Origin of the sequence: Amycolatopsis benzoatilytica AK 16/65, assembly GCF_000383915.1 — a bacterium.
GTDB lineage: Bacteria > Actinomycetota > Actinomycetes > Mycobacteriales > Pseudonocardiaceae > Amycolatopsis > Amycolatopsis benzoatilytica.
On the sequence record NZ_KB912942.1, the window covers coordinates 1,343,829 to 1,364,417 of the forward strand.

Sequence of the window (20,589 nt, forward strand, 5' to 3'; positions counted from 1 at the left end):
GCTGGGCGGCCGGTCGCTATTCCGGTCGCGGAGGGGGCGGTCAGAACTCGGTAATATCTTCCTCCGCCGCGGCGGTGACGAACAGGTCGAGCAGCGTCCGCAACGCCCGCGAGGGCGGCCGCGCGGCCGAGACGACCACCGAAAGCGGCAAGGTCAGCGCGGAGCCGGCGAGGTCCTTCGCCACCGTCCCGGGGAAAGCCCGCGGCCCGGTGCCTGGTGTGACCGCGACGCCCAGCCCGGCGGCGACGTACCGGGGCAGCGTGCGCAGATCCGCGACCTCGACGATCACCCGGCGGGACATCCCGAGCGCGGCGAACGCCCGGTCCACCGCCAGCCGGTTCCCGAAGCCGCGCGGGCAGTCCACGAACTGCTCGCCGTCCAGGTCCGGCAGCGCGATCGACGGCCGGTCGGCGAGGCGATGCGCGTCCGGCAGCACGGCGTAGTACGGCAGGCTCGCCAGCGGTGTCACGTCGAGCCCGCCCAGTTCGGAGTGGGCGAGGCCGAGCAGTGCGACGTCCAGCCGGCCGTGCCGGACGTCGTCGGCGAGGCCGGTCGAGCCGGTCATGGACACGGTCAGATGCAGGTCGACCCTCGGGTGTTTGCGGTGGAACGCGCCGAGCAGCACCGGCAGGTCGAAGGCGCTCATGCTGGTCAGGGTGCCGATCCGGAGGCTGCCGCGCAGTCCGGCGGACGCCTCCTGCACCACCGAACGCGCCCGTTCCACCGATTCCAGCGCCGCTTTCGCCTCCGGCAGGAAGAGCATGCCGGCCGCGGACAGCGCGACCCGTCGGGTGGATCGGTCGAACAGAGTCGTGCCGAGGTCGGTCTCCAGTGCGCGGATGGTCGCCGAGACCGTGGACTGCGTCGCGAACAGCCGCTGCGCCGCCCGCGTGAAGCTCAGCTCTTCGGCGACCGCCACGAAATACTCCAGCTGCCGCGTCTCCATGGCACCGATTATCGCTCAAGGCGATAACTGTGACCAAGACTTTTCGTTGGACTTGGTGAGTGGGCCGAGGGATCGTTGCAGGCGAAGGCTCCCGCTTGGAAGGTCGACATGGTCAGCACTGTGCAGCCAGCTTCGCTCGCTCCCGCCGCCTGGCGGGTCAGCTACGGCTGGGGTTTCCGGGTGATCGCGTTCGCGTTCGCCGCCTGCCTCGCGTTTTCCACCGTGCCCACCCCGCTGTACGCGCTCTACCAGCAGCGCGACGGCTTCCCGACGTTCCTGATCACGGTCATCTTCGCCGCGTACGCGGTCGGCGTGATGACCAGCCTCTACCTGGCCGGGCACGTGAGCGACTGGCTCGGCCGCCGCCGCGTCATCCTCGCCTCGACGCTCGCGGTCGCGCTGTCCGCGGCGCTGTTCCTGATCTGGCCGGATGTTCCCGGTTTGCTGCTGGCACGGTTCGTGACCGGGGTGGGCATCGGCGCGTTGACCGCGACCGCCACCGCGCACCTGTCCGAGCTGCGCGCGGTGACCCGGCCGGAGGAGGATCTCGGCCGATCGGGCTTGATCGCCACCGTGGTGAACATGGGCGGTCTGGGGCTCGGCCCGATCGTCGGCGGCGTTTTCGCCCAGTACGTCGACGGACCGCTGACCAGTACGTTCGTCGTGTTCCTGATCGTGCTTCTGGTCGCTGCGGGTGCGGTGTGCCTGGTGCCGGAGACGGTCGAACGGCGCGAGGAGCGTCCGGCGTACCGGCCGCAGCGGGTGTCGTTGCCGACCGGGGCGCGGCCCGCGTTCGTCGGCGCGGCGGTCGGCGTGTTCGCCGCGTTCGCGATCACCGGGCTGTTCATGTCGCTGGCGCCGACGCTGCTCGCGGAGGGCTTGCACCAGCACAACCGGATGCTCGCCGGCGTGACGGCCGGTTCGATGCTGGTCGCCGCGGCGGTCGCGCAGGTCGGGTTCGTGCGAATGGCGTCGCGGGCGCAGCTCCGGCTCGGGTTCACGCTGATGCCGGTCGGCCTGGTGGTGTTGTCCGCAGCGGCCTTGCTGCCTTCCCTCGCGCTGTTCCTGGCCGGCTCCGTCCTCGCCGGGGCCGGGGTGGGCCTCGGTTTCCGCGCCGCGGTGGGGACTGTCGCCGCGCTGGCCGACCCGATGTCGCGCGGAGAAGTGCTCGCGGCGCTGTTCCTGGCGGCCTACGCCGGGCTCGTGGTGCCAGTGCTGGCGACGGGGCTGACGCTGCGATGGGTGTCGAGCCCGGTCGCGCTGGTCGGATTCTCGGCGGCGGAGCTGGTGCTGCTCGGGCTGTCCGCGGCGCGAGTGTTGCGAGCCTCGGCCTGAAGTCCGGGAAGGCCCCGGACGAAACCGGGGATCAGGCGACCGGCAATTTGTGACCCAGCACCCATTCGTCGCCGCGAATGCGTTCGAGAAGGATTTCGGCGGCGTGCGCGGCGAGCGGATGCCAGTGCCGGAGGAAGAACGTTCCGGGCTTTCCCGAACGGCTCGGCGGACGCGGCGATGCCACTGCGGCGCAGGCTCTCCGCCGAGTGTCGAGTGTGGACCGGCGCTGCTCGCTGGTCCGATGAGTTTTGCCTTTTCCTGACCCGTTCGGGTGGGTTCCGGTGGTTCGATTTCGGTTTTCCGGGGACGGCGGGCAAAGATCGGGCACATGCGTGCCAGAAAAGTGGCCGTGGCCGGCGGAGCGATCGCCGCAGCGGTTTGTGCGGTGGCGTTCGTCGCCGGTCCGGGAGCCAGTGCCGCGCCGTTGCCCGGCGGGCTGGGTCCGTGCGTCGGCGACGCCTGTCCGGACAAATACCCGCCGATCAACAACGGCTCGTTCGCCGGCCGCGACGACGGCATCAACGTCTTCGCCGGCGGCGATTTCAAGGTGCGCGAAGGAGCGGCGGAGGCCGAGGGTCGGGTCGTCGTGCTCGGCGGCTTCGACATGGCGAAGCGGGCAGGCGCGTCCGCGATCTACAACATCGGCGTCGTCGGCGTCGGTTCGCGCGTGCCCCCGCCGGACGGCAGCGATTTCCTGGTGACCGGCAAGGACGTCACCATCGCCCCGAACCAGCGCCTGCTCGCCGACGGCGGCGTGGTGCGCTACGGCGGGACGGTCACCGGCACCGTGACCGGCACGCTGAAGCAAGACCCGAAGGCGACCGAGCCGTACCGGCAGCTGCGCGCGCAGCTGACCGCGGCGAGCGCCTGCTACGCGAAGTCCGCCGCGACCGGCACCGCCCGCAACGCCGGCCACGCGACAGTGTTCACCGGCGACGGCAAGTCCGCGCTGCAGGTGTTCGACGTCGACTTCGACCTGACCGGCGCGAACGGCGGAATGCAGGGCATCGAGTTCAACGGCATCCCCGAGGGCGCCACCGTGCTGGTGAACCTCGTCGGTGCGAACCGCACGATCAACACCTACACCGGCGACCCCGGCGATGCCGGCCCGGTGAACAAGCTGCGCGAGCGGCTGCTGTGGAACTTCCCGGAGGCGTCGAAGGTCAAGATCGCCGGCCAGGCTCAGTTCCAGGGCAGCGTGCTGGTCGGCAATCCGTCCAGCGACACCACGGTGACCGCCTCGGGCACCAATGGCCGCTTCTTCACCGCCGGAAACCTGCTGCACGCCTCGGACGGGGCCAGCGGCGGGCAGGAATTCCACTCCTACCCCTTCGACGGGGACCTGCCGGACTGCCAGGCGCCGACCACCAGCCCGACGAGCAGCACCACGTCAAGCAGCACGAACAGCACCACTAGCAGCAGCACGTCTTCCACGTCGAGCACGTCCTCGACGACCAGCACCAGCCCGACCAGCTCCTCGGCGACGGAGTCCAGCTCCCAGCCGACCTCTTCGACGTCCTCGAGCCGCACCACCGCGCCGACCACGACCAGCTCCTCGAGCGAAGGACCGGCCCCGATCACGACCACGAGCACCAGCTCCGGCGGAGTGGGCCCCAGCGGCAGCGCTCCGACCGGCCAGGGCCCGCTGGCCTCGACCGGCACCGACATCCGCGGCTACCTGATCACCGGCGGTGTCCTGGTCCTCCTCGGCGGCGCGCTGGTGGCGTTCACCGTCCTGCGCAGGCGCCGGAACACCTGATCCGCACCTGAGGCGCAAGGGGCAGGCAGGGGAACGACTCCCTTGCCTGCCCCTTGCGCCTGCGCGCGCCGCGCCGGGCTCAGCCGCGTACGCCCGTGCCGAGCTTGATGAGGGTGTCGAAGGCCCGGTCGGGGAGAAAACGGCGGAGCAGCAGCAACGGCTTGGCGCCCATGCCGACCTGGTACCGGGTGCGCGGGCGACGCGCGGAAGCCGCCTTGGTCACGGCCTTGGCGACTACCTCAGGCCCCGACGCCATCCGGTAGCCGGGTTTGGAGCTGGCGTCCAGCGTGTCCGCCATCGCGTTGGCCTGTGCGGCGTACGGGCCGCTGCCGGAGATCGCGCGGACGTTGTCGGCGGCGATGGCGCCCCACTCGGTCCGGATCGACCCCGGCTGGACCACTACGACCTTGATGCCGAACCGCTTCAGCTCCAGCCGCAGCGCGTCACTGAGGCCCTCCACCGCGAATTTGCTGGCGTGGTACCAGGATCCGAGCGGTGTCGCGAACCGGCCGCCCATCGAACTGATGTTGACGATCGTCCCGCCGCGCTGGGCGCGCAGATGCGGCAGGACCAGCTGGGTGAGCCGGGCCAGGCCGAGCACGTTGACGTCGAGCTGCGCCTGCGCCTCGGCCAGCGGGACCTCTTCGAGCGATCCGTAGGAGCCGTAACCGGCGTTGTTGACCAGTACGTCGATCCGGCCCTGCTCGGCGAGGATCGTCTCGACGGCGGAGGCGGCGGACGCCTGGTCGGTCACGTCGAGCGCGATCGTGTGCACGCCGGCGTCGCGCAACGGGGCCATCCGCTCGGTGCGCCGGGCCGCGGCGTACACCACGAACCCGGCCTCCTGCAGCCGCCGCGCGGCGGCCTCGCCGATGCCGGACGAACCGCCGGTGACCAGTGCGACCTTCTTGCCCATGTCCCGATTCCTGTTCTGTCGGAGCGATCCGCCGGGTAACGGACCGATGGTCTCTAAACTAAGAGACCGCTGGTCTGGTGTCAACAGACCGGCGGTCTGTACGATGTGGCGGTGAGCACCTTCCAGCGAGCCCGCAACGAGGAACAACGCGAGATCAGGCGCCGCGCCATCCTGGAGACAGCGGCGGCGATGATGGGCGAGATGCCGGTCGCCGCGGTCAGCCTCAACGAGCTCAGCCGCCGAGTCGGCCTCGCCAAGTCGAACGTGCTCCGCTACTTCGAGTCGCGCGAGGCGATCCTGCTCGACCTGCTGTCCCTGCGCGCGGACAGTCTTCTCGAGCGGATCGCGGAGCAGCTGCCCGGCATCACCGGGCCGGTCCGGTCGCGGGTGGCAGGAGTCGCGTCGGCGCTGGCGAAGGAGTTCGCGGCAGATCCGATGCTGTGCGAGCTGCTGAGCGCGCAGGCGGGAGTGCTGGAGCACAACGTGTCCGCGGAGACCGTGGCGCAGTACAAGCGGGACGGCTACCGGATCCTGGCCAGTGCCGCCGCGACGCTCCAGCAGGTTCTCCCCGAGCTGGGCGACGCGGCGGCCGAAGCGGTGCGGACGCTGCTGGTGCTGGCCGGGGCGCTGTGGACCCATGCGCATCCGCCGCAGGCGGTGCGGGACGCGTACGCGGCCGATCCGTCGCTGGTGTTCCTGCCGGAGGGGTTCGTGCGCACGCTGGATCGGACGATCACCTTGGTGTTGCTGGGGATTCTGGCCAGCGGGGAGTAGCGCGCGAAGAGGTTTCGACGACGCCGCGCGGCGAAACTCCGGCTATGCGGCGGTCCGGCTCCGCCACAACAGCCAGCCGAAGTACGGGGCGCCGATCAGCGCGGTGACCAGACCGGCCGCGATCTGGGTCGGGGCCAGGACCGTGCGGCCGAGAGTGTCCGCGACGCAGACGAGTACCGCGCCCACAACCGCGGCGACCGGCAGCGACCGGGAATGCTGGGAGCCGACCAAGGCCCGGGCGGCGTGCGGAGCGACCAGGCCGACGAAACCCAGCGCGCCGACCGCGCACGCGGCCGCCGCGGTGAGCACGCCGGCCAGCGACGCGAAGGCCAGCCGCGATCGGTCCAGCGGGACGCCGAGCACGCGCGGCACATCTTCGTCCAGAGCGACCAGGTCGAGGGTGCGCGCTTGCGAGAGGGCCAATGGCAGCACCACGGCCAAAGCGAGCAGGACCGGCAGAACCTGGTCGAACTCGCGGCCGTAGGTCGAGCCGACGAGCCAGGTGAGAGCGAGATTCGCGTTCCACGGCGAGGTGAGGACGACGACCAGCGTGGTGATCGCGTTGGCGGCGGCACTGACGCCGATGCCTACCAGCACCAGCCGGTCCGACGAGAGGCCGCGCGAGCCCCGGCCGCTCGCGAGCCAGTGCACGAGCGCGAAGGTGGCGAACGCGGCGACCGTCGCCGCGCCCATCATCGGCCAGATTCCGATCCCGGGCGCGAGCAGCACGACGCTGATCGCGCCGACGCTCGCACCGGGCGTCACGCCGAGCAGGCTCGGTTCGGCCAGCGGGTTGCGGCAGATCGCCTGCACCAGCGAACCGGCGACGGCCAGCGCGGCGCCGCCCAGCAGTGCGGCGAGCATTCGCGGCCAGCGCAGGTCCAGAGCGAACGACACTTCGGTGCCGGCCAGGCCGCGCAGCCAGTTCAGGACGTCGCCGAGCAGCACGATCCGATCGCCGAGCAGCAGGGCGGAGACCACCGCGCCGACCAGCGCGACGGCGAGCACGAGCCCGGTCGCGAAGACCCAGCGCCGCGAACGGACCGTGCCATGCGTTCCCCGGGCGGACGGTGTGCCGGACGGCTGCCGTCGGGCGAGCCAGACCACGACGACCGCGCCGGCGAGCGTCGTGACGACGCCGGTCGGGACGGAAACCGCTTTGTCCGCCGGGACAAGCGCGCGCAGGAGAACGTCGGCGGCGACCACGGCCAGTGCGCCGGCGAGCCCGGAGAGCGGCAGCAGCAGCGGGTGCTTGCCCAGGCCGGGCACCCGGCTGGCGATCAGCCGGGCGATGACCGGGGCGCACAAGCCGACGAAGCCGATCGGGCCGGCGACGGTCACCGCGACGGCGGAAAGCAGCACCGCGACGACGACGGCGAACGTGCGGGTGCGGCGGACGTCGACGCCGAGTACCCGCGCTTGGTCGTCGCCGAGGCCGAGCACGTCGAGCCGGTGTGCGAGCAGCAGAGTGGCCGCGATGCCGAGCGCGATGACCGGGGCCGCCAGGGAAACCTGGCGCAGTCCGGATTGGACAGTCGTGCCGCTGCCCCAGCCGTAGAGACCGGCTGTCCGTTCTTGGAAGAGCATCAGCAGCACCGACGTGAGCGCGGTGAGCGCAAGCGCGATCGCGGACCCGGCGAGCACCAGCCGGGCCGCGCCGCCGCTGCTGCTCCGCGCGACCAGCAGCACCAGCCCGGCCGCCGCCAGCCCGCCGGCGAACGCGACGATCCCGTTGACATAGAACGGAAGCGAGATCCCGAACGCGGCGACGCCGACCACGGAAACGTACGCGCCCGCGTTGACGGCCAGCGTGTCCGGCGAGGTGAGCGGGTTCCGGGCGATCGACTGCAGCACGCACCCGGCGAACCCGAGGGCCAGCCCGACGAGCAGCGCCGCGGCCAGCCGGGGGAGCCGGCTGGCGACGAGCACCGCCACGGCTTGGCTGCTTGGCTCGTCGTCGGCACCGGGCAGGATCGCGTGCAGGAGGTCGCCGAACCCGAGGTGCGACGAGCCTTGCAGCAGGTGCACCGCGGACAGCACGAGCAGCGCGACGATTCCGGCGAGGAAGACGATCGGTGCCTTGCGGCTGCGCGGGGCCGGTGCCGGCGGCCGGGCTGGAGCGGGGGCGGCTGCGGTCATCGTCAGCGGGTCAGCGCGGCGGTGAGCGCGTCGACGTAAGCGATCCCGGACTTCGGGCCGCCGAACGTCCAGATGCCGTCCGGGATCCGGTGCAGGCTGCCCGACTTCACGAAGGGCAGCTGCCGCCACACCGCGTTGCCGGCGAGGTCCTCGGCGAACACGTCGGTCTCGGTCCCGTTGGCGACGTAGACGAAGGACGTCGCGGGATCGCTGATCTTGGTCAGGCCTTCGACGTCGGTGGGGGCGAGGCCGTACACCTTGTCGCCTTCGCCGGTCCACTGGTTGGCAGCGCCGAGCCGCGCGGCGATGCTTCCGAGGAACGAGCCCTTCGTGTACATCCGGACGGTGACCGTGCCGGACGTCGTGGACCCGTTGGCCATCACGAACTTGGCACCGGACTTGCCCGCGGCGGCGATCTTCTTCGTGCCGTCGGCGACCTTGGCGTCGAACTCGGCGAGCAGGGCGCGGCCCCGCTCCTGGGTGCCGGTCGCGTCGGCCAGCGTCGTCACGGTCTTGCGCAGATAGGCGATCGGGTCGGCGGAATCGGAGCCGCGCAGGGTGAGTACCGGCGCGCGCTTCGAAAGCTGCGCTATGACGTTCTCCGGCAGGTCCGTCGTGGCGACGACGAGGTCCGGGTGCAACGCGGAGATCGCGTCGAGGCTGGGTTCGCCGCGGGTGCCGACGTCCGGCGTGGCTTCGGCGAGCGGCAGCACCTTGTCATAGGTGTTGTAGCCCTTCACATCCGCGGCCCCGATCGGCTGCACACCCAGCGCGAGAAGGTTCTCGGTGAGACCCCACTCCAGCGAGACGATCTTCGCGGCCGGCGCGGGCAGGTCGACCTTGCCGCGCTCGTCGGCGAGGCGCACCGGGCCGGCTGGCTTCGCGGCGGCGGACTGGTCCGGACTGGCCGGGGCTTCGGTGGTGCCGCAGGCGGCGAGGGTGACCGTGGCGAGCAGGGCCGCGGCGGCTGAGAAGAACGGTCTGCGGGCAGGGCGGAACACAGCGGACACGGGTTTTCCTTCGTACTAGGGGAATGGGTCAGGCGGAGCGGGCCGGCCGCCGCCGGGTGGTGTGCCGTCCGACCGGGCGCGTGCGGACGTGCCCTTCCTCGTCGGCATCGACGTCGATGCGCAGCCCGTATACGGCGCTGAGCAGTTCGGACGTCAGCACGTCGGCCGGGCGGCCGGTGGCGCGGACCGTGCCTCGGCACAGCAGCACCACCTCGTCGGCGACAGCGGCGGCCTGGTCGAGGTCGTGCAGCACGACGCCGACCGCGACGCGGTGTTCGTCGGCGAGATCGCGGACCAGATCGAGTGTTTCGATCTGGTAGCGCAGGTCGAGGAACGTGGTCGGCTCGTCCAGCAGGACGACGCCGGTGTCCTGGGCGAAACAGGTCGCGAGCCAGACTCGCTGCAGCTCTCCGCCGGACAGTTCGTCCACCGGGCGGTCGGCCATCGCGTCGACGCCGGTGTGCCGCATCGCCCGTTCGACCAGTCGCGCGCCGTCGGGGTCGCCGGTGCCGAAGCGGCCGCGATACGGGTGCCGGCCGTAGGCGACCACATCGCGGACGCGGACGCCGCCGGGCGTCGGGCGCGACTGCGTCAGCAGCGTGACTTGCCGGGCGAACTCCTTGGCGGACAAGGCACGCGCGTCTTTGCCGGTCAGCGTGAGGTCACCGGCGGTCAGCGGGTGCAGCCGGGCCAGCGCCCGCAGCAGCGTCGACTTGCCGGAGCCGTTCGGTCCGATCAAGACGGTGACCGTGCCGGAGCGCAGCGTGAGCCCGGCGTCCTCGACCACCGGCTTTCCGCCGTAGCCGAGTGCGAGCCCGGTTCCGGCGAGGGCCGGGGCATCCGGCCAGGAGTCACTCATGAAGGTTAGCCTAACCTGACCGACGGATCGAGGGAAACCGGGCACATCGGCGGTGCCGGACGTCACGGACGTTTCGTGCCGGCCGACCCGGCCCGGAGGTGAAACGCCGCTGCCGCGCATTGCCGCCGCTCTGGCTTCGGCTGTCTCGGCTCCCGCATCGGCGAGCGCACCACCGGGGGGTGTGGCGGGCACGGTGGGCCGGGTCCGCGGCCGGGAGGTACGGCCTGATGGCGGACCTGGCGCGGATGATCGTCCGGGTGCGCTTGCCGGTGTTCCTCAGGGCGGCGGCTCCCAGGCACCGCAGGGAGGCGATCGCCGTCGATCGACGGTGTCTACTGTGGACTGTTCGAGAGCAGGTGCCGTTCCAGGAATGGATTGCGGAACTTTCCCGCCGGGTCCAGCTCCGCCGCCAGCTCCCGGAACTGCCGTACCCCGCGGTGGTCGAGGTCCAGCGCCGCGCCGTGGAACAGCTTGCCCCAGTGCGGCCGGGCGGTGAACGGAGCGAGCCGTTCCTCGATCAGCGGCAGCACCGCTTCCACTTCCGGCTGGCGAGGCTGCCAGGTGAAATGCAGTGCCACCCGGTCGCCGTCGAAAGCGGGGCTCAGCCAGAGGCCGTCGCCTGCCACCGTGCGGATTTCCGATACCACCAGCAGCGGCGCGATCCGGTCGCCGATGCCGCGCAGCGCCTCGAACGCCGCGGTGGCGTGCGCGCGCGGCACGAAGTACTCGCTCTGCAGTTCCGCGCCGACACTCGGCGCGAATTCCAGCCGGAAGTGCGGCAGCCGGTCGTACCACGGACCGGGGATCCCGCCTTGCACCGTGGTGTTTTCCGCCGCGATGCCCGCCGCGTGGGCGGGGTGGCGCGGACCGTCGGCGGGCAGCGCGCCGAACAGCGAGTCCGGCGCCTCGTGCGGGACTCGGTTTTTGAGCAATACCTGATCGATGACGTCGCGCGCCCAGTTCGTGAACAGGCTGACGCTGTAGCCCGCCGCTTGGATCTCGTCGAAGTGCTCGAGGGCGGCAGACCACGGGAGACTGTCGAAAACGTCTTGCCGGACCGAGAAAGCCGGTTCCAGGTCGAGGGTGAGCCGGGTAACGACGCCGAGCGCGCCGACGTTCACGACCACGCCGGGGAACATGTCGTCGGCGCGGGAGAAGGTGCGAAGCGACCCGTCGGAGGTGAGCAGTTCCACCGCGGACACCGCCGACGCGAGGCCGCGCAGCCGCTCGCCGGAGCCGTGGGTGCCGGTCGCGACGCTGCCGGCCACCGTGATGTGGGGGAGCGAGGCCAGGTTGGCCAAGGCGAACCCGGCCTCGTGCACCTGGGCGACCACGTCGCCGTAGCGGGTACCGCCGGCGACGGTCAGCGTGCCGGCCGCGATCTCGGGTGCCAGGACGATGGCGGACAGGTCGAGCTGGAGCCCGTCCGGGCTGTCTGCGACGGTGTTGAAGCTGTGCCGGCTGCCAAGAGCCTTGACCCGGGTCGCGCCGGCCACGAGTTCCTGCGCTTCGGCGAGCGTGCGCGGGGCGAGGATCTCGCGGCCGCGATAGGTGAGGTTGCCAGCCCAGTTTTCGGTCACGGACGGGAAGCCTAATCAGCCCGAGCGCGGCAGACTGGGGACAGGCCGACGCGAGGGGACCGGACAATGCAATCTGCTGGACTCGTGCTGCATCCGCGCCGCGACTCGAAGCCAGCGGTGGACGCCGTGCTGGGCTGGGCGGCCGGGCGCGGGATCGAGATCCTCGGCATCGCCGACGAGATCGCGCGGGTCGACTGCTCGGCGACCAGCGTCACCCCGGCCGAACTGGGCAGCCGGGCGGACCTGCTGGTCAGCCTCGGCGGCGACGGCACCATGCTTCGTGCGATGCGGCTCGCCGACGGCCAGCACGCGCCGGTGCTCGGCGTCAACCTGGGGAAACTCGGCTTCCTCGCCGAGGTGGACGTGCCGGATCTGCCGCTCGCGCTGTCCGCCATCGACCGGGAGGAGTTCACCGTCGAGCCTCGGCTGGCGGTGGACGCGCGGCTGCGCGATCGGGTCGAGACCGCGTTCAACGACGTCGCGGTGGTCCGGGTGCCCGGCGACGGCAGCGCGGTAGTGGCGGTGCTGGTGAACGGCGAGCAGTTCGTCAGCTACGCGGCCGACGCGGTCGTCGTCGCGACCCCGACCGGCTCCACCGCGTACAGCTTCTCCGCGGGCGGGCCGATCACCAGCCCGGCGGTGGAAGCGCTGCTGGTCACGCCGGCCGCGCCGCATTCGGCGTACAGCCGCGGGGTGGTGCTGTCCGTGCACGACACGGTGACCCTGCAGGTGCTGCCGTCCAGCGGGCGGCTCGCGGTGGAGGTGGACGGCCGGGTCGCGGGCTACGTCGGGCCTGGCGAAACCATCGATCTGCATGCCCGGCCGGCGGCCGCACGGGTCGTCCGGCTCGGGATGACGACGTTCTACCAGCGCGCCCGGCGCAAGCTGCGGCTCACCGACTCGGCGGAGATCCCGCTGGCCTGAGCGGCTTTCGCGGTTTTCGGTAATCGGCCGCTGACCTGCGGTTATCTTGTTCGGACTGTGCTGACTGTCACTTGTCGGAGACATTCCCGTGTCCTATTCGTAATGTCATGGCGGCTTTGCGGATCCGAACGAGGAGAGTGGTGCGAGGTGTCCGGTAGACATCGCGACGGATCGAAGTCGTGGCGGCTGCCGGCCGCGGCGGGCGTGCTGGCGGCCGGTGCGCTGGCGGTGCCGGCCTGGCTGACGGCCGGTCCGGCCGAGCCGTTGCCGACTCCGATGGCCGCCGCCGACCTGCACGCGTTCAGCGCGCCTCGGCCGTCGAGCAGCACTCCGCGAACGACTTCGGCCCCGCCGTCGACGTCGACGACCAGCGCCGCGCCCCCGGCTTCCTCGGCTCCCTCGACTCCCTCGTCGTCGCGACCCGCCACCACGTCGAAGACGCCGGTGACCCCGGCCGCCCAGGCGTGTTCGTCCACTTTGGCCGGCACGCAGCCGGCGGTGGCCCAGGCCGGGAACTTTCTCAAGGAAAAGTTCGGAGTAACCGACGTGGGCGGCCGGGCCAGCCGGTCCGGCACGAGCGACCATCCGGCCGGCCTCGCGCTCGACTTCATGGTCGACACGAACACCGGAAACGCTTTGGCCGCTTACGTTCTGGCCCATCAGAACGAGCTCGGCGCGAAGTACGTGATCTGGCAGCAGCGCTACAACGACGGCAGCGGCTGGTCGTCGATGCCAGACCGCGGCAGCGAAACCGCGAACCACTTCGACCACGTCCACGTCTCGTTCGAACGCGGCGCCAAGGTCTCGGTTACCTGCTGACACCCGACTTTCGGCCGGTGTGCCGGGTTCGCCCGGTTGGGCACACTGTGCGCTGTCGACCGGTTACCGTCCGCGTGCGGTGACTTCCGTTCGTCCGCGTGAGGAGCTCCGATGACGGGCAGGTTCTCGATCCGGCTCACCCTTGGCCTGGCCGGAGCGCTGATCGCGCTCGGCGGAACGCTGCCCTCGGTTGCCTCCGCCGCGCCGGACGACCCGGTTTCCTGGAAAGTCCCGGCCAACGCCGCCCAGGCGGCCGATCTGGCCCGCGCCGGATTCGACGTGGCCGGCGCGGATGCGGGCGCGGCGTATGTGGTCGGGAACCGGTCGGTCGCCGGGAAGCTGCGAGAACGGGGCTATGCGCCGGAATTCTTCGACACCGTCTACAAGGGAGTTTCGACCCGGGCGGCGGGTGAGACGTTCTACGGCGGTTACCGGACGGTCGCGGCGCAGGAAGCCCATCTCGCCAGCGTCGCCGCCGCGCATCCGGACCTCGCGACCGAGTACTCGCTCGGCCAGTCGTGGCTGAAGACCCAGGGCAAGGGCGGCCACGACGTCAAGGCGATCTGCCTGACCAAGAAACGGGCTGGCGACTGCACACTGTCCCCGACGTCGGCGAAGCCGAAATTCGTGCTGATGGCCCAGATCCACGCCCGCGAGATCTCCACCGGCGAGCTGGCTTGGCGCTGGATCGACTACCTGGCCGACGGCTATCCGGCCGATGCCACTGCCAAGTCCATTTTGGACACCACTGAGGTGTGGGTGGTTCCGATCGCCAACCCGGACGGCGTCGACATCGTGGCGTCCGGCGGCGACTCGCCGAAACTGCAGCGCAAGAACGCGAACGGCAGCCGAGGCGGATGCACCGGCACCGACCTCGGCATCGACCTCAATCGCAACTCGAGCTTCCGCTGGGGCGGCGACTCGAACTCCCCGTGCTCGGAGACCTACCAGGGGACCGGTGCGGCGTCGGAGCCGGAGACCGCGGCGCTGGAGAAGTTCTTCCGTGCGATCTACCCGGTCCAGCGCGGCAGCGGCGACAACGACCCGGCTCCGGCGACCGCGCGGGGCACGATGATCACGTTGCACAGCTACGGCGACGACATCGTGATCCCGTGGGGATTCACCGACGCGGTGTCGCCGAACGACGCCGCGTACCGGAAGCTCGGCGCGAAGTTCAGCGCGTCGAACGGGTACCTGGTGGGGACCAACGGGGAGACGGTCGGGTATTCGACCAGCGGCACCACGGACGATTTCACGTATGGCGCGCTGGGCGTCGCGAGTTTCACCTTCGAGGTCGGCGCCCAGAGCGGTTCGTGCGGCGGGTTCCTGCCAAAGTACTCGTGCGTGGACAGCACGTTCTGGCCGAAGAACAAAGCCGCGTTCGTCACGGCGGCGAAAGCGGCCGCGGCGCCGTATCAGCAGTAAGGCCGGACGGCGCCGCTCCTGGCCGGTCCGCGGTCAGTGCGGACCGTGCCAGGGGTGCCCGTGCAGTTCGACCGGACGGTTGAGCAGCCGGTTCACCGTGTCGATGCTGTCGTACTCCTGCTCCGGCAGCGTGGCCAGCCAGCCGAGAACGTCGTCGCCCGCGCCCTGGGCGGTCGCGCTGCGCAGAAGTTCCGCCCGGTCGCAGGGGTAGCGGACGCTGGCCAGGCAGTCGCGGATGTCGATCATCGCCGACCTCCCTTGGTTGACGGCGAAGGTGCTTGCCCTGACCGCATACCCGGTCCAGACGGCGGGTATGCGCTCGCTGGGTATCCCGCTGATTAGCTCGGTGAGCGAACTAACTCTCCTGCGCTCTTGCCAGTACGGCTGGTTATGCCCGTAATATAGTTCTGCACTGGAACTAATAGACGGGAGCAGACGGTGACGATCGGCCACGAACGCGCTCGTCCGGCGATCGTGCGGGACCACCCGATGGCCGGCTGGTTCGCGGTCGGCGCGGTGTGTTTCGGCGCCTTCATGGGGCAGCTCGACGCCAGCATCGTCACTCTCACCTTCCCCGCCCTCCAGCACGAGTACGGCGAGCCGCTCGCCGCCGTCCAGTGGGTGTCGCTGGCGTACCTGCTCGCGCTGGTCGGCCTGCTCGCGGCGGTCGGCCGGGTGGCCGACGCGGTCGGTCGCAAACTCACCTACGTCTACGGGTTCGGCGTGTTCACCGTCGCGTCGGTCGCTTGCGGGCTGGCCCCGACGCTCGGCTGGCTCATCGCGTTCCGGGTGGTGCAGGCGATCGGGGCCGCGATGCTGCAAGCCAACAGCGTCGCCCTGGTGGTGCGCAGCGTGCGCGCGGACCGGATGCGCGCCGCCCTCGGGGTGCAGGCGGCCGCGCAGGCGCTCGGGCTCGCGTTGGGGCCGGCGGTGGGCGGGCTGCTGGTCGACACGGTCGGCTGGCGATGGGTCTTCCTGGTCAACGCGCCGGTCGGGCTCGCCGGGCTGATCGCCGGGCGCTACTTGCTGCCGCGGACTCGCGAGCGGACCCCGCTCGGCCGGTTCGACGGCGCGGGCGTCGCGTTGCTGGCGACGGCGTCGACCGCGCTGCTGCTGACGATCTCCGCGGTGTCCGGGCTGGCGGTGCCCGGATGGGTGCTGACGGTGCTGGCCGGAGTGACGGTGGCCGCGGCGATCGGTTTCGTGCTGCGGGAAAACTCGGCCAGCAGCCCGATTCTGCAGCTTTCGGTGCTGCGGCCGCCGGTGGTGTCGCTGGGCCTGGCCGGGGCGCTGTGCGGGTACCTCGTCCTTTTCGGCCCGCTGACGTTGCTGCCGCAGGTGCTCGGCGCGGCGGGCGGCACCGGGCTCGTGCTGACCTGCCTGCCCGCCGGATTCGCGGTCGCGGCGGTGCTGGCGGACCGGGTCCTGCCGGCGAGGTTCGGTGCCCGCGCCCGCACGGTCCTCGGCGCGCTGGTCGCCGCGGCCGGCTGCGCCGGGCTGGGGCTGGCGTCCGCGGAGTGGGAGGTGGGCGTGTCGCTGGTGGTGGCCGGGTTGGGTCTGGGAGTGTTCATTCCGGCGAACAACTCGGCTGTCATGGGCGCGATCCCGGCGCGGATGTCGGCCACCGGAGGAGGACTGGTGAACATGGCGCGCGGACTGGGGACGGCGCTCGGAGTGGCGCTGGTGACGTTGTGCCTGCACGCCGCCGGAGAAACGGCCGCGGTCGCGGTGCTGGCGGCCGCCGCGGTGCTGGCCGCGGCGACCGGGCTCGCGGCGCGTCCGGAGACGGGTCGGTGACCGGCGCGGAACCAGGGCTCGCGGACGTCGTCGCCCGGCTGCGGCGTGCGATGCGGCGGGCCGCGCGGACGGCGGACCCGGACAACACGCTGTCGGTCGCGCAACTGGAACTGCTGTCCTGCCTCTCGGAAAACCCCGGCGCGCGGCCCAGCCGGATCGCGCAGCTGCTGAAGCTGGCCCCGAACTCGGTGACGACGATGGTGACCGGCCTGCGCGCGCGAGACCTGGTCACTCGCACGAGCGGCGGCGACGACCGGCGGACGGTGGCGCTGGAACTCACCGGCAGCGGGCGCGCCGCGGTCGAGAAGTGGCAGGGGCACAACGCCGCCATCCTCGCCGCGGCGCTCGACGGGGTGCATCCGGCGTGGCGGCATCTGATCGCCGCCGCGGTGCCCGCGCTCAACGAGCTGGTCCGGGCGATCGACGCGCTCGCGGAGTCCGGCCAGGAGCACTGACCGGACTCGCCGAGCTGTGCACCGCGCCGGACCGCGCGGCGCGGTCGCGGTGCCTGGGCGGCGGGCAGCCAGTTTGCTGGTCGGTCCGTGAAGGGCCCCTTGAGGGAATCCAAGTGCCGGAAGGAGTCCTTCACGGCCAGACCAGCGGACCGTTCGGCGAACTCCACCTGAGACAAGCTTCAGCCGCGGCCCGCGAGCATCACGACAGCGCCACGTGAGACCTGCCCCAAGGCATCGAACGCGGGTCGCCGCAGGGGAGGCGGACCACCGGCTCGTGATCGGCGAATCGTCCCGGGGGCGAACGGCGAAATCAGGCGCGCGGGACCGCGTCAACGCGAGATTCCCTGGGCCGCAACGGGGAAAGCGCTCCGGCGAGCGCGAATCGGCCCGGCCCGACGAACGCGAGGATCAGCAGCGTCCAGCAGAACATCGCCGCCGCTTCGCCGCCGTTCTCGATCGGGAAAAGCGCCTTCGGCAGGTGGACGGTGAAGTAGGCGAACGCCATCGACCCGGATCCGAGCAAGGCCGCGAGCCGGCTTCCGATGCCGAGCAGCACCAGGACTCCCGCGACGAGCTGGATGAGCGCCGCCCACCAGCCGGGCCAGGCCCCGGCCGGGGCGGGGTCGTGCGCGCCCAGCACTCCGAACAGCGTTTTCACGCCGTGGCAGGCAAAAAGAAACCCGATGACGATGCGGAACAGTCCGATCGCATAATCCCGTGCCGCGTCCAGCCGGTGCATGCTGCCTCCACAAAGGACGACTCGGACGGACAGCCCCGCTGCCGTGCGGGCACCGGTCCGGCCCGTTAAGTGGTCCAGACCTTTTGGCGGACCGGTACCAGGTATACCGGCCACCCGAGCCAGGCGATACCTGCGAAAGTCAGGTTCCGCCCGAATCGCGGTGCGTGGTCACGGTCGGTGCGGGTACCGGCGTCCGATCCGGGGACGGCCCGGGGCGGTGCGGAGGAATGGGTTCGTTCGTTTGCCGGAACGAACGGTACGGACAATTCGGCGGGCAAAGCCGGGCGGGCGGCAGCGATTTCCGGGCTCGGCACTGCGCTGCTACGCCGGCCACCCGTATCGCAGCACTTCGAACACCCCCGCCAGCGCCGCCAGCGGATCCGCCGCTGTCCCGGTCAAATCCGGCACCTCCAGCACGAACCGGGCCAACGCCAGCACCGCCGGATCATCCGCCGCGAGTCCGCTCTCCTCGGCCAGCACCGGCACCAGCAACGGCTCGCACGAATGCCACAACCGTCGCGCGTAGGACCGCAAGGCCGGCGTCTCCACGATCAGATCCCGCTTCTCCGCGTGTTCCGCGGGCAGTTTCGTCGAATACGGACCTCTGCTCGCGAAAAACCGCTCCAGTGCGTCCAGTACCGACTCCGTGTCTGCCCGCTCTCGCACTGCCGCGACGATCCCCGCCCGTCGTTCGCTGCCGTCGTCGAAGATCAACGCTTCCTTGCCGTCGGGGACGTGCGCGAAGAGCGTGGCGACCGAGATGTCCGCTGCGTCGGCGATTTGCGCGACCGTCACCCCGTCGTAACCGTGCTCCAGAAACAGCCGCAGGGCGACCTCGTCCAGGCGGCGGCGGGTTTCGAGTTTGCGGCGTTCGCGGCGTCCGGTGTTGACCACGGGGCCAGCCTACCTCAAATCTAAAGTGAGTATATAATCAGAATGACTACAGATTTGGGAGGCGTCATGGCGGTGCTGGTGACCGGCGGCAACGCGGGGATCGGCTACTTCGTCGCGGAGCAGCTGGCCGAGCAGGGCGTGGAGGTCGTCCTCGGCAGCCGCGACGCGGGGAAAGCCGAGGTCGCGCTGAAAGTGCTCCGGGAGCGGGTGCCAGAAGCGCGGGTGCGGCACGTGCCGCTGGACCTGGCGTCGCTTGAGCAGATCAAGGAGGTCGACGCGGGCCCGCTCGAGGCGGTCGTGCTGAACGCGGGCGTGTACCTCCAGCAAGCCGAGCGGCGCGAGACCCCGGCGGGGCACGAGATGGCGTTCGGCGTCAATCACCTCGGGCATTTCGCGTTGGTAGCGGCGCTGTGGCCGCAATTGCGGCCGGACGCGCGGATCGTCAACACCGGCAGCTTCGCCGCGAAGTCCGCCAAGCTCGATTTCGCGGATCTCCAGACCCGCCAGAACTACACGCCGAAACTCGCCTACGAGCGGTCGAAACTCGCGCAGACGCTGTTTGCGCTGGAGCTGGACCGGCGGCTGAAAGCGGCGGGCAGCGACCGGCTCAGCGTGGTCGCGCACCCGGGCGGCGCTCTCGACAGCCTGACCCCGGACCGTCCGCCGCTGCACGTGCGAAAGGCAAAGGACCGCCTCGGGCTCTCGCGGATCATCTTGCAGGGCAAGGACGGCGGTGCCCGTACCGCGGTACGCGCGGCAGTCGGCCCAGATGTCCACAGTGGTCAGATCTGGGGGCCGCGAGTGTTCGGCCTCCGCGGACGGCCGCGCCCGGAACCGGTGCGCGCGCCGTACGCGGACGTCGAGGCGGCGCAACAGCTGTGGGCCGCCAGTGTGGAACTGACCGGGGTGGAACCCTTGGTCAGCTGACGTCGATCAGGATCTTCCCGGCGATGCCCTTCTCGGACGCCTCGTGCGCGCGAGCGGTTTCCGTTAGCGGGAACCGGTGCACGGGCAGGCCGTGGTCCGGGCCGAGCCGCAGACCGCCGTCCCGGAAAGCGGCGGTGAGGTCCTCCGCGCCGGCCCGGAGCTTGTCGAAGCCCACGGTGTAGAGCACCAGGAACTGGTATCGAGTGTTCAGAAAGAGATGCTGCCCGAAGTCGATGGTCACCGAACCGGTTCCGCCGTCGTCGCCGTAGACGGCCACCGTGCCGCGGGTGCGAAGGACCGCGGCGTGCAGGGGGGCGTTCGCGCTAGCCGCGACCTCCACGATCACGTCGACCCCGTCCGGCGCGATCTTCCGGACCTCGGCCGCGACATCCTGCTCGGTGTACCGAACGACATGCTGGGCGCCTGCCGCGCGGGCCAACTCGGCCTTGACCTCGGTGCTCACCGTGGCGATCACCGTCGCGCCGGCCCAGCGCGCCAGCTGGATGGCCGAGTTGCCGACCGCGCCGGCCCCGCCGCTGACGAGAATCGTCTTGCCGGACAACGCATTCGGCGCGAGCCGTCGCGGGCCGTCCTCCGCGACGGTCAGCGCGCGGTGCGCGGTCAGCGCGGGGATGGCGAACGCGGCGCCCTCGTCGAAACCGGTCTCGTCCGGCAGCGCGACGAGCCGGTCGGCGGGGAGCACGACGTACTCCTGCGCGGTCCCGGACAACGGCGAGTGCGCGGCCGCGAGCAGCACCCACACCCGGTCGCCGACCGCGAACTCGCCGACGTCCGGGCCGATGGCGTCGACGACCCCGGCCCCGTCCTGGTTCGGCACCGACAACTCGGCTTCGCCGCGCGCGACGGCGCCGGAGCCGGAGCGGGCTTTCCAGTCGGTCGGGTTCACCGCGGACACGACGATCCGCACCCGGACCTCGCCCGGGCCCGGCTCCGGCACGGGAAGGTCGGTCAGCGTCAGCACTTCCGGTCCGCCGCGGCGGTGGTAGGTCACAGCTTTCACCCTCGGTGCAATTCACTCTCGGGCGCGGCTATTCCCGGAAGCGCAGCGGCGGCACGCTGGGACGAGCGCGGCCGGGCTGTTGCCGCTGCGGTCGGGGCTGGCTGCGGCCGAGTTTGCCTCTATCCGTGAAGGGCCCCTTCAGGGACTCCAAGTCTCTCAAGGGGCCCTTCACGGATCCACCGCCAGTCCCGGAAGGGCCCCTTCAGGGAATCGAGGTCCCTTAAGGGGCCCTTGACGGAATCCAAGTCCCTCAAGGGGCCCTTCACGGAC

20 protein-coding genes are annotated in these 20,589 nt (G+C 71.1%); 9 read left to right on the top strand and 11 right to left on the bottom strand.

Going from position 1 to position 20,589, the window contains the following annotated elements; all coding sequences use genetic code 11:
- Nucleotides 1–40: 40 nt before the first annotated feature.
- A complete protein-coding gene (locus AMYBE_RS0106475; protein ID WP_020658538.1) occupies nt 41–946 on the bottom strand; it encodes a LysR family transcriptional regulator in 906 nt (301 codons plus the stop codon).
- Nucleotides 947–1,054: 108 nt separating this feature from the next.
- On the opposite strand from AMYBE_RS0106475, the gene AMYBE_RS0106480 reads away from it, so the two are divergent.
- Nucleotides 1,055–2,281, top strand: a complete 1,227-nt coding sequence (locus tag AMYBE_RS0106480; RefSeq protein ID WP_020658539.1) for an MFS transporter — start codon at nt 1,055–1,057, stop codon at nt 2,279–2,281.
- Between the two features lie 31 nt (nt 2,282–2,312).
- On the opposite strand, the gene AMYBE_RS44645 is transcribed toward AMYBE_RS0106480, so the two are convergent.
- Nucleotides 2,313–2,465: a hypothetical protein gene (locus AMYBE_RS44645; RefSeq protein ID WP_020658540.1), complete on the bottom strand. Its 153-nt coding sequence runs from the start codon at nt 2,463–2,465 to the stop codon at nt 2,313–2,315.
- A gap of 144 nt (nt 2,466–2,609) precedes the next feature.
- On the opposite strand from AMYBE_RS44645, the gene AMYBE_RS0106490 reads away from it, so the two are divergent.
- Complete coding sequence (locus AMYBE_RS0106490; protein WP_034286791.1) at nt 2,610–4,040, top strand: choice-of-anchor A family protein; 1,431 nt, start codon at nt 2,610–2,612, stop codon at nt 4,038–4,040.
- A gap of 79 nt (nt 4,041–4,119) precedes the next feature.
- Here AMYBE_RS0106490 and AMYBE_RS0106495 read toward each other — a convergent pair whose 3' ends face one another.
- Entirely contained in the window at nt 4,120–4,956 is an 837-nt protein-coding gene (locus AMYBE_RS0106495; protein ID WP_020658541.1) for an oxidoreductase, read from the bottom strand.
- 111 nt (nt 4,957–5,067) lie between these two features.
- Here AMYBE_RS0106495 and AMYBE_RS0106500 point away from each other — a divergent pair, with 111 nt between their 5' ends.
- The gene (locus AMYBE_RS0106500) at nt 5,068–5,730 is read left to right on the top strand and encodes a TetR/AcrR family transcriptional regulator (protein ID WP_020658542.1); all 663 of its coding nucleotides are present in this window, start codon (nt 5,068–5,070) and stop codon (nt 5,728–5,730) included.
- 42 nt (nt 5,731–5,772) lie between these two features.
- Here AMYBE_RS0106500 and AMYBE_RS0106505 read toward each other — a convergent pair whose 3' ends face one another.
- From AMYBE_RS0106505 to AMYBE_RS0106520, 4 genes are all read right to left on the bottom strand, one after another.
- Nucleotides 5,773–7,869, bottom strand: coding sequence for an iron ABC transporter permease (locus AMYBE_RS0106505; protein WP_020658543.1), 2,097 nt, complete (start codon nt 7,867–7,869; stop codon nt 5,773–5,775).
- 2 nt (nt 7,870–7,871) lie between these two features.
- Nucleotides 7,872–8,879: an ABC transporter substrate-binding protein gene (locus tag AMYBE_RS0106510; protein WP_020658544.1), complete on the bottom strand. Its 1,008-nt coding sequence runs from the start codon at nt 8,877–8,879 to the stop codon at nt 7,872–7,874.
- Between the two features lie 28 nt (nt 8,880–8,907).
- The gene (locus tag AMYBE_RS0106515; protein ID WP_020658545.1) at nt 8,908–9,738 is read right to left on the bottom strand and encodes an ABC transporter ATP-binding protein; all 831 of its coding nucleotides are present in this window, start codon (nt 9,736–9,738) and stop codon (nt 8,908–8,910) included.
- A gap of 332 nt (nt 9,739–10,070) precedes the next feature.
- Entirely contained in the window at nt 10,071–11,318 is a 1,248-nt protein-coding gene (locus AMYBE_RS0106520; protein ID WP_020658546.1) for an FAD-binding protein, read from the bottom strand.
- Between the two features lie 66 nt (nt 11,319–11,384).
- On the opposite strand from AMYBE_RS0106520, the gene AMYBE_RS0106525 reads away from it, so the two are divergent.
- The 3 genes from AMYBE_RS0106525 (at nt 11,385) to AMYBE_RS0106535 (ending at nt 14,486) form a co-directional block, all read left to right on the top strand.
- Nucleotides 11,385–12,242 (top strand): NAD(+)/NADH kinase, encoded by an 858-nt coding sequence (locus AMYBE_RS0106525; protein ID WP_027927426.1) that lies wholly within the window; start codon nt 11,385–11,387, stop codon nt 12,240–12,242.
- Between the two features lie 147 nt (nt 12,243–12,389).
- Complete coding sequence (locus AMYBE_RS0106530; protein ID WP_020658548.1) at nt 12,390–13,061, top strand: VldE C-terminal domain-containing protein; 672 nt, start codon at nt 12,390–12,392, stop codon at nt 13,059–13,061.
- Nucleotides 13,062–13,172: 111 nt separating this feature from the next.
- Nucleotides 13,173–14,486, top strand: coding sequence for a M14 family zinc carboxypeptidase (locus tag AMYBE_RS0106535; protein ID WP_020658549.1), 1,314 nt, complete (start codon nt 13,173–13,175; stop codon nt 14,484–14,486).
- Nucleotides 14,487–14,519: 33 nt separating this feature from the next.
- Here AMYBE_RS0106535 and AMYBE_RS40980 read toward each other — a convergent pair whose 3' ends face one another.
- The gene (locus AMYBE_RS40980) at nt 14,520–14,732 is read right to left on the bottom strand and encodes a DUF2795 domain-containing protein (RefSeq protein WP_020658550.1); all 213 of its coding nucleotides are present in this window, start codon (nt 14,730–14,732) and stop codon (nt 14,520–14,522) included.
- Between the two features lie 192 nt (nt 14,733–14,924).
- Here AMYBE_RS40980 and AMYBE_RS0106550 point away from each other — a divergent pair, with 192 nt between their 5' ends.
- Together AMYBE_RS0106550 and AMYBE_RS0106555 are read left to right on the top strand one after the other, a co-directional pair.
- Nucleotides 14,925–16,283: an MFS transporter gene (locus AMYBE_RS0106550; RefSeq protein ID WP_020658552.1), complete on the top strand. Its 1,359-nt coding sequence runs from the start codon at nt 14,925–14,927 to the stop codon at nt 16,281–16,283.
- Nucleotides 16,280–16,738, top strand: a complete 459-nt coding sequence (locus AMYBE_RS0106555) for a MarR family winged helix-turn-helix transcriptional regulator (RefSeq protein ID WP_020658553.1) — start codon at nt 16,280–16,282, stop codon at nt 16,736–16,738. The genes AMYBE_RS0106550 and AMYBE_RS0106555 overlap by 4 nt, the downstream gene beginning before the upstream one ends.
- Before the next feature lie 310 nt (nt 16,739–17,048).
- Here the strand turns inward: AMYBE_RS0106555 and AMYBE_RS0106560 are convergent, their stop codons facing one another.
- Nucleotides 17,049–17,477, bottom strand: a complete 429-nt coding sequence (locus tag AMYBE_RS0106560; protein WP_020658554.1) for a DoxX family protein — start codon at nt 17,475–17,477, stop codon at nt 17,049–17,051.
- 321 nt (nt 17,478–17,798) lie between these two features.
- Nucleotides 17,799–18,371 (bottom strand): TetR/AcrR family transcriptional regulator, encoded by a 573-nt coding sequence (locus tag AMYBE_RS0106565; protein ID WP_020658555.1) that lies wholly within the window; start codon nt 18,369–18,371, stop codon nt 17,799–17,801.
- A gap of 66 nt (nt 18,372–18,437) precedes the next feature.
- Between AMYBE_RS0106565 and AMYBE_RS0106570 the strand changes: the two genes are divergently transcribed.
- Nucleotides 18,438–19,298: an SDR family NAD(P)-dependent oxidoreductase gene (locus tag AMYBE_RS0106570; protein ID WP_020658556.1), complete on the top strand. Its 861-nt coding sequence runs from the start codon at nt 18,438–18,440 to the stop codon at nt 19,296–19,298.
- Here AMYBE_RS0106570 and AMYBE_RS0106575 read toward each other — a convergent pair.
- Nucleotides 19,291–20,319: an NADPH:quinone reductase gene (locus AMYBE_RS0106575; RefSeq protein ID WP_027927427.1), complete on the bottom strand. Its 1,029-nt coding sequence runs from the start codon at nt 20,317–20,319 to the stop codon at nt 19,291–19,293. The two genes, AMYBE_RS0106570 and AMYBE_RS0106575, sit on opposite strands and share 8 nt — an antisense overlap.
- Nucleotides 20,320–20,589 lie beyond the last annotated feature (270 nt).